The 11,490-nt window shown below is 56.6% G+C and carries 14 protein-coding genes; 11 read left to right on the top strand and 3 right to left on the bottom strand.

Annotation, left to right across the window (positions count from 1 at the left end):
* Nucleotides 1–119: 119 nt before the first annotated feature.
* Genes flbT through AAAB35_RS16630 form a run of 3 tightly spaced genes read left to right on the top strand, consistent with a single transcriptional unit; the run spans nucleotide 120 to nucleotide 1,227 of the window.
* Nucleotides 120–560 (top strand): flagellar biosynthesis repressor FlbT, encoded by a 441-nt coding sequence (gene flbT, locus AAAB35_RS16640; RefSeq protein ID WP_340669406.1) that lies wholly within the window; start codon nucleotides 120–122, stop codon nucleotides 558–560.
* Nucleotides 557–958 (top strand): flagellar hook assembly protein FlgD, encoded by a 402-nt coding sequence (gene flgD, locus AAAB35_RS16635; protein ID WP_340669405.1) that lies wholly within the window; start codon nucleotides 557–559, stop codon nucleotides 956–958. Before flbT ends, flgD begins: the two co-directional genes overlap by 4 nt.
* 2 nt (nucleotides 959–960) lie before the next feature.
* A complete protein-coding gene (locus AAAB35_RS16630) occupies nucleotides 961–1,227 on the top strand; it encodes a flagellar biosynthetic protein FliQ (RefSeq protein WP_340669404.1) in 267 nt (88 codons plus the stop codon).
* A 9-nt stretch (nucleotides 1,228–1,236) separates the two neighbouring features.
* Here AAAB35_RS16630 and AAAB35_RS16625 read toward each other — a convergent pair whose 3' ends face one another.
* Together AAAB35_RS16625 and AAAB35_RS16620 are read right to left on the bottom strand one after the other, a co-directional pair.
* A complete protein-coding gene (locus AAAB35_RS16625; protein WP_340669403.1) occupies nucleotides 1,237–1,602 on the bottom strand; it encodes a type II toxin-antitoxin system VapC family toxin in 366 nt (121 codons plus the stop codon).
* A complete protein-coding gene (locus tag AAAB35_RS16620; protein ID WP_340669402.1) occupies nucleotides 1,596–1,817 on the bottom strand; it encodes a ribbon-helix-helix protein, CopG family in 222 nt (73 codons plus the stop codon). Before AAAB35_RS16620 ends, AAAB35_RS16625 begins: the two co-directional genes overlap by 7 nt.
* 117 nt (nucleotides 1,818–1,934) lie before the next feature.
* Between AAAB35_RS16620 and flhA the strand changes: the two genes are divergently transcribed.
* From flhA to AAAB35_RS16590, 6 genes are all read left to right on the top strand, one after another.
* Nucleotides 1,935–4,025 (top strand): flagellar biosynthesis protein FlhA, encoded by a 2,091-nt coding sequence (gene flhA / locus AAAB35_RS16615; RefSeq protein WP_340669401.1) that lies wholly within the window; start codon nucleotides 1,935–1,937, stop codon nucleotides 4,023–4,025.
* Nucleotides 4,026–4,035: 10 nt separating this feature from the next.
* Nucleotides 4,036–4,785 (top strand): flagellar biosynthetic protein FliR, encoded by a 750-nt coding sequence (fliR, locus tag AAAB35_RS16610; protein ID WP_340669400.1) that lies wholly within the window; start codon nucleotides 4,036–4,038, stop codon nucleotides 4,783–4,785.
* A gap of 1 nt (nucleotide 4,786) precedes the next feature.
* Nucleotides 4,787–5,182, top strand: coding sequence for a hypothetical protein (locus AAAB35_RS16605; protein WP_340669399.1), 396 nt, complete (start codon nucleotides 4,787–4,789; stop codon nucleotides 5,180–5,182).
* A gap of 70 nt (nucleotides 5,183–5,252) precedes the next feature.
* Nucleotides 5,253–5,831, top strand: coding sequence for a rod-binding protein (locus AAAB35_RS16600; RefSeq protein ID WP_340669397.1), 579 nt, complete (start codon nucleotides 5,253–5,255; stop codon nucleotides 5,829–5,831).
* A 26-nt stretch (nucleotides 5,832–5,857) separates the two neighbouring features.
* Nucleotides 5,858–6,286, top strand: coding sequence for a flagellar protein FlgN (locus tag AAAB35_RS16595; protein ID WP_340669396.1), 429 nt, complete (start codon nucleotides 5,858–5,860; stop codon nucleotides 6,284–6,286).
* Nucleotides 6,283–6,756, top strand: coding sequence for a hypothetical protein (locus tag AAAB35_RS16590; protein WP_340669395.1), 474 nt, complete (start codon nucleotides 6,283–6,285; stop codon nucleotides 6,754–6,756). Before AAAB35_RS16595 ends, AAAB35_RS16590 begins: the two co-directional genes overlap by 4 nt.
* A gap of 9 nt (nucleotides 6,757–6,765) precedes the next feature.
* Here AAAB35_RS16590 and AAAB35_RS16585 read toward each other — a convergent pair whose 3' ends face one another.
* Nucleotides 6,766–7,107, bottom strand: a complete 342-nt coding sequence (locus tag AAAB35_RS16585; protein ID WP_340669394.1) for a PilZ domain-containing protein — start codon at nucleotides 7,105–7,107, stop codon at nucleotides 6,766–6,768.
* Between the two features lie 241 nt (nucleotides 7,108–7,348).
* Between AAAB35_RS16585 and AAAB35_RS16580 the strand changes: the two genes are divergently transcribed.
* Nucleotides 7,349–9,619, top strand: a complete 2,271-nt coding sequence (locus tag AAAB35_RS16580; protein ID WP_340669393.1) for an NADP-dependent malic enzyme — start codon at nucleotides 7,349–7,351, stop codon at nucleotides 9,617–9,619.
* 119 nt (nucleotides 9,620–9,738) lie between these two features.
* Nucleotides 9,739–11,193 carry a sensor domain-containing diguanylate cyclase gene (locus AAAB35_RS16575; protein ID WP_340669392.1) on the top strand — a complete coding sequence of 485 codons (1,455 nt, stop codon included), beginning with the start codon at nucleotides 9,739–9,741 and terminating at the stop codon, nucleotides 11,191–11,193.
* The last annotated feature ends 297 nt before the right edge of the window (nucleotides 11,194–11,490 follow it).

Here is an 11,490-nt window from a genome sequence, read left to right as displayed (position 1 = left end):
TCCCTCATCTCGATCGGCATCTTATTTCTAAAGGAACTCGAGGCGATACGGAAGGAGACGTCGACCGTTTACGACAGCATCATCGAGATCACCAAAACGATACGGGACGGGCTCTGATAATGAAGATCTCGCTTCGTGCCGGTGAGAAGATCTACGTCAACGGCGCAGTGCTGAGGGCCGATCGCAAGGTGTCGCTCGAATTCATGAACGATGTGAGCTTCCTGCTTGAAAGCCACGTCATGCAGGCCGATCAGAGCACGACACCACTTCGACAGCTCTACTTCTCCGCGCAGATCATGCTGATCAACCCGGCGGTCCGGGACGAAGCGCATCGCACTTTCAAGCGCATGCTTGCTTCCTTGCTTGCGACCTTCGAGAACCAGCAGATGCTAAAGGAACTCAAGCTCATTGACGAACTCATCTTCAACGACCGTGTATTCGAAGCACTGAAGTCAATCCGCCTGCTCTATGCCCTTGAAGCGCAGATTCTCGGAGGCGAGACCCCACCCGCCATTCCTTCTAAAACGGACCAGGCCATAAGGCCGGAGGCACTCGCATGACCACCATTCCGCCCGTCGGCACGCAGCAGACCAATTCGAACACCGATACCAGCAAGGCAAGCGGCCCAGACGTCGACTACCAGACCTTTCTGAAGCTGCTGGTGGCGCAGATGAAGAACCAGGATCCGACCCAGCCGATGGACGCGACCCAGCAGGTCACGCAGCTTGCGCAGTTTTCCAGCGTCGAACAGGCCGTCCAGACCAATTCGAAGCTGGACCAGCTTCTTGCCAGCTCATCGCTGCAGCAGGCCGATGGCATCATTGGCAGGACCGTCACCAGCGCCGACGGCAAGATCAGTGGTGTCGTCGAATCCGTACGCATTTACAGTGAGGGCATGATCGCGACGCTCAAGGGCGGTGCCACATTGCCGATCACGGCCGGCATCATGGTCAGCTGACCATGAACGAAGCCGACGCACTCGATATCGTCAATCAGGCTATCTGGACGGTAATCGTCGCGTCCGGTCCGGCCGTCGGCGCCGCAATGCTCGTGGGCGTGTGTATTGCGCTTTTTCAGGCGCTGACGCAAATCCAGGAAATCACCTTGACCTTCGTTCCGAAGATCCTGGCCATTCTCGCCGTGCTCGCGTTGACCGCGCCTTTCGTCGGCTCGCAGATCAACACATTGACCCTGCTGGCCTATTCTCGCATCGAACATGGATTTTGAAGCTATCTGCTAAAGCAGGTAAGGGATGCGGATGCCGGGCGCGCTCTCCGGAAAATCCTTGGTGTTTCGTGTAACCAATAGCATCGAATGAATATCAGCTGACGCCCAGATAATTGCATCGGGCAATTTCATTCGGTGTTTCCGACGCAGTTCGACAGCGCGTTCGGCAATAACATTTCGCAAGTCGATAACATCGAAACTGCCAAGGAAAGAGCGCGTTCGGGCCTCTAACTCTGGATCGGCTCCGATCATGACTTCCATCCACGTGATGCTACTGATCGCTTTTTCATCGTAACGGCCGAGTTCATCACGCGCCTCTGGTACTGCATTGAGAAAGTCGATCAGAATATTTGTATCAAAGAGCGCCTTCACCATTCACTCCGGACACTCTCCTGATAGGCAAGACCGTCGATTTTGCGCTCACCCCACAGTCCGAACGCATCGTCTATACGTTCCGCAGATTGCTTCTCGATTAAGTCGTCGATCGCCTTGCGGATCAACGCAGCCCGCGACTTTCTTTCCTTCTTCGCGAGCCGATCAAGCTCGCGAAGCTGAAGCTCATCTATATTGACGAGTGCTCGCATACTCATTGTCCTATATCTGATATCAGCAATATATATCTTTAAACATAGATTTTCCAGTGCCCTTGCACTTTTGCTTCGCGCAAGCTTCGCCCCCTATGGTTGCTGCGAAAATAGGAGACGACCGTGCAGCAAGCCGCAGTGAAACGATTGGGCGACAAGGGCTATCTGACCGGCAGCGACGTTGGCCTGGCACTCGGCATCGTCGTGATCCTCACTGTGCTCTTCCTGCCGGTTTCGCCCATCATTCTCGATATCGGCCTTGCTTTTTCCATCGCATTGTCCGTGCTGATCCTGATGGTTGCGCTATGGATCCAGCGGCCACTCGACTTTTCAGCCTTCCCAACCGTCCTCCTCATCGCAACGATGATGCGGCTTTCGCTCAACATCGCAACAACACGCGTCATCCTTACCCACGGTGACGAAGGCTACGCCGCGGCCGGCCAGGTCATCCATGGCTTCTCACAGTTCGTCATGGGCGGCGATTTCGTCATCGGCCTCGTGGTCTTCGCCATCCTTATCATCGTCAACTTCCTCGTCATTACCAAGGGTGCAACGCGTATTGCCGAGGTCGGTGCGCGCTTCACGCTCGATGCGATCCCCGGCAAACAGATGGCGATCGACGCCGATCTGTCGTCGGGATTGATCGACGAAAAACAGGCACAGCACCGGCGGCGCGAGCTGGAAGAGGAGAGCGCCTTTTTCGGATCGATGGACGGTGCCTCGAAATTCGTGCGCGGCGACGCCATTGCAGGCCTCATCATTACCGCCGTCAATATCTTTGGCGGCATCATTATCGGCGTGACCCGTCACGGCATGGATGTGAGTCATGCTGCCGACGTCTTCACCAAACTCTCGGTTGGCGACGGTCTGGTAACCCAGATACCCGCGCTCATCGTGTCACTCGCGGCCGGTCTTCTCGTATCGAAGGGCGGGACGCGCGGATCCGCCGACAAGGCCGTGTTCGGTCAGCTTGGCGCCTATCCGAAAGCGCTCTTCGTCGCCGCCATGCTGCTCTTTGTCCTCGGCATCCTGCCGGGTTTGCCAGCCTTTCCGTTCTTCGCTCTGGCAATCGGCCTGGCGGTGATCGGCGTCTCGGTTCCACGCAAGCTTGCGCGTGTGGCTGCGGCAGCGCAGGCCGAACTTGCCCAAAAGCAAAGGGCCGCCGAGGAAGAGGATCGCAATTCCATACGCGCCTCGCTCGAGACCGCGCAAATCGAACTTTGTCTCGGCAAACAATTGTCAGCGAAGCTTCTCGCATCGCAACTCGAACTCGCACACCGCGTCAACAAGATGCGCAAGAAGTTTGCTGTCGAATACGGATTCGTCGTTCCCGAGATCAAGGTGACGGACGACTTCCTGCTTCCGCCGAAGACCTACCGGATCAAGATTCACGGAACCGTCGTCGCCTCGCATGAAGTGCGTGTCGGAGAGATCCTGGTCATTCCGGGAGACAGGCCTCCGCCGCACGTACCTGGTGAAGAAGTGCGCGAACCAGCATTCGGCATGAAGGCGTATTCCGTTCCGGAAACCTTCGCGGCAGAGCTCAAACGCGACAACTATATGACCGTCGACAATCTTTCTGTCTTGCTCACCCACCTTAGCGAGATCGTCCGCAACAATCTGGCGCAGCTTCTTTCCTACAAGGACATGCGCGGCCTTCTCGACCGCCTTGGGCCCGAATACAAAAAACTGCTCGACGATATCTGCCCGGCGCATCTCTCGTACTCCGGCCTGCAGGCCGTCCTTAAGCTCCTCCTCACCGAGCGCGTCTCCATCCGCAACCTCAACCTCATCCTTGAAGCGATCGCCGAGGTCGCGCCGCATGTGCGCCGCTCGGAGATGATCGTGGAGCATGTGCGCATGCGCATGGCGCAACAGATTTGCGGCGATCTTGCCGACAATGGCGTGCTGTCGGTGCTGCGCCTCGGCAATCGTTGGGACCTTGTCTTCCACCAGAGCCTAAAGCGCGACGCCAAAGGCGAGATCGTCGAATTCGACATCGATCCCCGTCTACTCGAACAATTCGGAACGGAGGCAAGTGCCGCGATCCGCAAGTATCTCGATGCAGGCGAACGCTTCGTTCTCGTCGCATCACCCGAGGCCCGGCCCTATATAAGGATGATTATCGAGCGCTTGTTCGCGACGTTGTCGGTGCTCTCCCATGTCGAGATCGCCCGCGGTGTTGAAGTGCGTTCGCTCGGCACGATTTCGTGAGTCGCCGCTGATGCCGCCAATGAGCGACGCGATCATCGCAGCGTTTCTGGTGTTTGCCCGGGTAGGCGCCTGCCTTCTCGTCATGCCGGGCATTTCCAGTCCGCGCATTCCGATGCAAATCCGCCTGTTCATAGCCCTCGCATGTTCGCTGATGGTCGTTCCGATGGTACTTGCACAGGTCGAGCCAGCGGCCCGATCAGCACCCCTGCCGCTGATGCGGATCATCGTCATCGAGATCATCACCGGCGGAATGATCGGGGTTCTCGCCCGTCTCTATTTCTGGGCGCTGCAATTCATGGCCGGGGCGATAGCCATGGCGACCGGATATTCCGGCGCTCCGGGCGGTGCGATCGAATCTGAAGAGCCGGAGGCTGCTATCGCGGGCTTCGTAACCCTGTCAGCGCTCTGCCTGTTCTTCATTTCCGACCTTCACCTTGAAGTTTTCCGGGCGCTCCTGTCTTCCTATTCGGCAATCCCGGTCGATGGTAATTTCCAGCCGTCGACAGCAATGGTCAGCTTGACCGACACCTTGTCCAAAGCGTTCCTGAGCACCATCCGTATTGCCGCGCCGTTCATCGTGTTTGCGGTCGTCGTTAACGTCGCGGTGGGCCTGATCAACAAGCTGACGCCATCCATTCCGGTTTACTTCATTTCTATGCCGTTCGTTCTCGCCGGCGGGCTGATGCTGCTTTACTTCGCCATGCCCGATCTCCTGCGCTTCTTCACGAGTGAGGCCGGCGCCTATCTGAGGAGCTTTTGAGATGGTAGCTACACAGGCGGTCTATCGCGAGCTGATCCGCTTGCAAAAGCTTACAAAGCTGCGCCATGAGATGGAGCTTTTCCATCTCCAGACGCAATCGGCGGCAGTAGAAGCGGAAAACGTCGACCTCTTCAAAATGCATGATGGCCGTTTCGGAGTCGATGCTAGCATCGTTCCCGTCGACATCATCATGAGGCGACTTGAGACAAACAAGGCACGGCAGGCAGGACTCGAAGAGACAGCGATTGCAGAACGCCGCAATTGGCTCAAGGTTTCCCGCACGATCGATACTCTGAATCGCAAGCTGCGCAAGCTCGACGAGGAACTTATGCGGGCCGAGGCGGCGACCGAGCTTGATGAAAGCATCAGCCATCTGCTCGCGGGTCCTCAAATTTGAGGCTCAAGCCTCCCGTAAGTTTGGACGATTAAAGTGAACCACATGAGACAACGAAACGAAGCCGCAACCAATGGCCATTAATCCGCCCTCCGACCTGGTGCTCGACGTCGCCATGGCTGCGGATCCCGAAACGATGCGGGCGGCGACCGAAAAGCTGCGCACAATGGCATCAGACCGGGTTGCCGCGCAGGTCCAACTCACGCGCGAAAATTTTGCTTCAATGCAGCAAGCGACGCCTGCGCCGGAAGCAGATGGCGCCAAAGCTACCGACGCCCCGAGCCGGGCATACAAGAAGTTTGAGGCATTCATGCTTCAATCCTTCGTCGAGTCGATGTTCACGGGCGACAATCAGGCAGTTTTTGGCCAAGGCATTGCCGGCGACTACTGGAAATCGATGATGGCAGAGGCGATCGCCAACAAGATGTCCGACAAGGGCGGGATCGGCATTGCGCGTATGCTCGAAGAACAGAGTGCCAGAAAGGCAAGAAATGCCGACACCGAGGCGGCACAAACCACCGATACAAAAACTGATGACCAACTGCATTTCAAACGACAGGATTCAAATGTCATTTTGTACCAGATCGAACGGCAACTCATTCACCGGCAATTGAAATCGACGGATAACGTCGAAGAAACCCGACAAGGCTGAGGCCGAAAAGTTTGGAGGGAATTGATATGGAAATAGTCAACGATAATCAGAAAAGCACCGACATGACAGCTTTCGCCCAGAGAAACGAACCTGCACTCGACCCAGTGCTCTTTGCAATCCGCCGGCTCGAGGAGGTCATTGAGCGCGAAACGCGTCTGCTCCTCGATGGCCAGACCGTCGATCTTGCCGACATCAACGCCAACAAGAGCCGTGGCTTGCGCGACTTCAACAAGGCAATGGGCAAAGCGGCGAAAGCGGTCGATACGTCGGCGCTCAAGTCGCTGCAACCGTTCCTCGACAATCTGCGCCAGAAGCTCGATCGCAATTGCGATGCACTCAAGCTCCACCTGCGCGCTGTCACCGAACTGACCGGGCTCATTCGTGACGCTCTTGAGACGCAGGAAGCCGACGGCACCTATACGGTCCGGCAGCTGAGGGACGGGCAGGGCGCATGATCCGTATCGCCATCATCGGTCTGTGGATCTGCGGCGTCGCGCTTGGTTCGCTCTATTTTGCCGTCTGGCAGAATTCGGCCACAGCGTCGGTCGCACCCCAGATTGGTGAGGTCATACTTGATGACGGCAAGACCGATGTTTTCAGCGTTCCCGTCATCATCGACAATGCGGTGCATGGCTACGTCGTCACGCAGTTCGCCTACACGCTCGACAAGACCGTCAAGGCTTCGGTGACCGTGCCCGTTTCGTATTTCATCAACGACGAGATCTTCTCTCAGTTCTACGGCCAATACTCGGACGTGAAGGACGTACAGCAGGTCAAGTTCGATGACGTGAAGAAGTCGATCATTGACCGCGTCAATGCGCACTTTCCCCAGCCCCTCCTCAGGGATCTACTCGTTGAGCAGTTCAACTACATCAGCGCCAAGGAAATTCGTAACCAGAACACCAAGGGCCTCGAACGGCCCTGATCGTGGCAATCAGAGCGAGTAGTACTTGCCTGCCAGGGCATGGAGAACCACCTCATTCAGCGGCTCGACACTAGGATCCTGAACAAACCGTACGCCAAAATCGGGGTCTTTGTGCCAGACGACCTCGGTAATCAGCGCACCGCAATATTGGTCGTCGAACAGCCAGAAGCGATCCGGAACCGCACAAGCATTCACGAGCCTTATCCTGGCCCCCCCATGGGCAATGTTCTGGAATTGGCATTCCGTAAGGAAATGACCGTCCAACGTCACGAGCTTGCCCGATCGCAAGCGCGTCCGCTTGCGCTCCTGACGGCGTTGTTCTGTTTTATGTTCCGTTGCGGCTGGTGGCATCGCTGAAAGGTCCGAATTGCAGGCAACCGTTGATGACGGTTGCAATCACACTAGCAGCGAAAAATTGCAAATCCGTTAGGCTGCAGCGCGTTGAAAGGGCGGGACACGTCCGATTGGGGTCGTAACAGGAAAATTTCTTTTGCCTTATGGGCCGCTACCACTTTTAATTGCTTTGGTCATTCTGGTCTGTGCTGGCACGCACGCGTGACGGCTCATCCCAAACGAAAGGGGCAAGACGGCCATGTCACAAGACGCAAAAGCAAGCCTTCACGCAGCGGCCTTGGATTTCCACCAATACCCGAAGCCCGGCAAGCTCGAAATTACGCCAAGCAAGCGACTGGCGAATGCCCGGGACCTCGCGCTAGCCTATTCGCCGGGGGTTGCGGCGCCGTGTGAGGAAATCGCTGCCGATCCAGAGAAGGCCTACCTCTATACCTCCAAGGGCAATCTCGTCGCCGTCGTATCGAACGGCACGGCCGTGCTTGGGCTAGGAAACATCGGCGCGCTCGCCAGCAAACCGGTGATGGAAGGCAAGGCAGTGCTGTTCAAGAAGTTTGCCGGCATCGACAGCATCGACATCGAAGTGAACGAGACGGATCCCAAGAAATTCATCGAGATCGTCGCACCGCTCGAACCGAGCTTTGGTGGTATCAACCTCGAAGACATCAAGGCTCCCGATTGCTTCGATATCGAGGAGAGTCTGCGCGAGCGCATGAATATCCCCGTCTTCCATGATGACCAGCATGGCACGGCTATTATCGTCGCAGCGGCTGTCCTCAATGCCATGAAACTCGTTGGCAAGGATATTGCCGAAGTCAAAATTTGTACCTCCGGAGCCGGCGCTGCAGCGATCGCCTGCATGAACATGCTGGAAACCGTCGGTGCGCGGCGCGAGAATATCTACCTTGCCGACCGGCAGGGGCTCGTCACCAAAAAACGGGCAAATTCAGTTGATCGCTGGCGCGGTGCCTTTGCACAGAACACGAATGCCACCGAGCTTGCGGACGTCATGGCGGGCGCCGATATTTATGTCGGTCTGTCATCAGCCGGGGCATTGAAACCTGAAATGATCCGTGAGATGGCCCGTGACCCCCTGATCCTTGCCCTATCGAACCCCATACCGGAAATCATGCCTGAGCTTGCCATTGCCGAGCGACCCGATGCGATGATCTGTACCGGAAGATCGGACTACCCCAACCAGGTCAACAACGTCCTTTGCTTTCCCTTCATCTTTCGTGGTGCACTCGATGCGGGCGCGACGACGATCAACGATGCGATGAAACGGGCGGCCGCCTACGCCATTGCGCAGCTCGCTCACGAGCCCGCGCTGGAATCGATGGGTAGCGAGTCTGCGGCCACCTTCGGGCGGGGTTATCTCATCCCGTCGCCCTTCGATCAGCGTCTAATCCTTCGCATTGCGCCTGCGGTTGCACAAGCAGCCATGGATAGCGGCGTATCACGGCGGCCGATCGAGGATATGCGTGGCTACCAAGACAGTCTCAAGCGCTTTGTATTCCGCTCCGGACTTGTGATGAAGCCGATGATCGAACGGGCCATGGGGCATGGAAAACGCATAGCCTTCGCCGATGGGGAGGACGAGCGTGTCCTGCGGGCCACACAGGTGCTCATGGAAGAGTCCATCGGGCGACCTGTTCTCATCGGACGTCCTGCGGTTATCGAACACCGCTTAGGGCGTTTCGGCCTGACCATCAGGCCGGAGCGTGACTTCGACATCATCAATCCCGAAGACGATCCGCGCTACCGCGATTATGTGACCCAGTTTCACGATCTCGTCGGGCGCAAGGGCGTAACACTTGATACGGCCCGCACGATCGTGCGCACGAACACGACAGTCATCGGGGCGTTGGCCGTACGCCGCGGCGAGGCTGACGCGCTGATCTGCGGCTTGCAGGGCAGCTTTATCAAGCATGCCCGCGATATCCGATCAATCATCGGGCTCGCTGACGATTCCGCCCAGCTCTCTGCGCTGTCGATGCTGATCATGGGCAAGGGCGTATTCTTCCTCGCAGACACGCATATGAACATCGACCCGAGCGCCGAAGAGATCGTGCAGATCGCGTTGCAGGCGCGCGACCACCTCAAGCGATTCAACATCGACGCCAAAGCGGCACTTCTGAGCTATTCCAGCTTCGGCTCGCGTGGCGGCGCGCCGGCGGAGAAAATGCGTGCGGCCTATGCGTTGCTAAGCAAGGCCGCTCCCGACCTTTTGGTCGAAGGCGAAATGCAGGGTGACCTCGCCATCAATCCCGGTTTACGAGAGAGGTTTATTACAAAGACCGCATATGAGGGCGAGGCCAATCTTCTGGTCTTTCCGTCGCTGGAGGCAGCGAACGTGTCGATGACATTGTTGACCGAATTGAACAATGCCCTTGCCGTCGGCCCGATCCTGATGGGCACTAAGCGCCCCGCGCACATTCTTTCGCCCACCGTAACCAGCCGCGGCATCGTCAACATGTCGGCCATTGCAGCGGCCGAAGCGCTTGAATGTTGATCATGACGCACACGGACGGGTTGTAGGCGAGGCGATTTTGAGCCACCTTCGATTTCATTGATTTGGGCAGCTGCAGCCAACATCGCAGGCTGCCCCCCGTCTTTGAAAGTTCGAACCACATGCACGATCAGGCTCATCACGCCGAAACATTCGACCTTGCCCCTATTTCCCTATGGTTGGAGGATTTTAGTGAGGTTCGCTCTCTATTCGAGACGTGGCGGGCGTCGGGCGTCACGGATATCAGGGCTTACCTTACGGAGAACGAGAACCGCATCAAGCAGTGTTCGAGTCTGATAAAGGTCATCAAGGTGAACCGGAAGACATTATCCCTGTTCGAAGCCGATGACGTCGACCATCTTACGCAAAATCTCAATTCGATCTTTCGCGACGACATGCTGCAATCGCATGTCCAGGAGCTTTCAGCATTGTGGGAGGGTGAGACCGAGTTTTCCAGCGACACCGTGAACTACACGCTATCGGGGCGGCGCCTCGACATCCAGTTGCGCGGTACGGTACTGCCAGGATACGAAAACTCGTGGAAGCAGGTGCTGCTTTCCATCGAAGACGTAACAGATCGCGAAGACGCGCGGCGCAAGCAGGTGGAGAGCAAGCGCTACGCCGAAGGTCTTTTTGAGCATTCACCCGTGTCGCTCTGGGTCGAGGACTTTAGCCGCATAAAACGGCTGCTCGATGAAGTCCGCGACAAGGGCATTACCGATTTTCGCGTTTTCACCGACGTTCACCCCGAGTTCGTGCGCCAATGCATGAGCGAGATTCGGGTTATCGACGTTAATCGCGAAACGTTGAGGCTCTTTCTGGCACCGGACAAGATCACGCTCCTGCGGCGTATCAATGATGTTTTCAAGGATGAAATGAATGCGCATTTCAGGGAGCAATTGATCGATCTATGGAACGGCAACCTCTTCCACCAGCGGGAGACCGTGAACTATGCGCTCGACGGCACCGAGCGCCACGTACTGCTGCAGTTCTCGGTGTTACCCAGCCATGAGCAAGACTGGGCGCTTATCCAGATATCGCTGACCGACATTACAGCGCGCAAGAAGGCCGAAGCGTATCTGGAATATCTCGGCAAGCACGATGTCCTGACGAAGCTCTACAATCGCGCGTTTTATGTTGATGAGCTCAACAGGCTGGAGCGGCGCGAATTTCACCCGGTCTCGATCATCATTCTCGATCTCAACGGCCTCAAGGTCATCAACGATCAGTGGGGTCATGCCGCGGGCGACAGCATGTTGCGCAGGGTAGGTGAAGTGCTGAACGAGGCGGTCAAGGCTCCCTGCTATGCAGCGCGCATCGGCGGCGACGAATTTGCAGTACTGATGCCCGCCATTGACGAGCTCGGCGCGGCGAGCCTCGCCGACGAAATTCGCAGCCTCGTCGAGATCAACAATCAGTATTACTCCAATATCCCGCTCGACATGTCCATCGGCCGGGCGACCAGCAATATCGGCGAAAAAATGGAATCGGTTGCGAAACGCGCTGACCTGTTGATGTATGAGGATAAGCGTTCTCACTACTCGTCCGCCAAGCAGCCCGGTCAGATGGCAAAATAGCCCACGCCTTCCGACGAAACGACGTTTTAACGAGTACCGATGGTAACCGCGACGCACATCTGAGGGATAGGCGGCAGATTAATTCCAATTGACTATGCGATTCTATGCAAAAAACCGTTCTCGAGGTATTTGAGTCACGCTCTTGTAACGCTGCGTAACATAGCGTCATCTTATGATCGTGAATTCGATGCAGAGGACCAACAATAAGAAGCATTTACCGATGCAGGAATGAGCGGGCAGCAGTGGGGGGCGTAAGTCGAAATTCTATATTTGGTTGAGTTAGAATATGGGCTTAGC

Source organism: Phyllobacterium sp., assembly GCF_037994425.1.
Taxonomy (GTDB): domain Bacteria; phylum Pseudomonadota; class Alphaproteobacteria; order Rhizobiales; family Rhizobiaceae; genus Phyllobacterium.
This window is presented reverse-complemented; position numbering and strand designations above follow the sequence as displayed.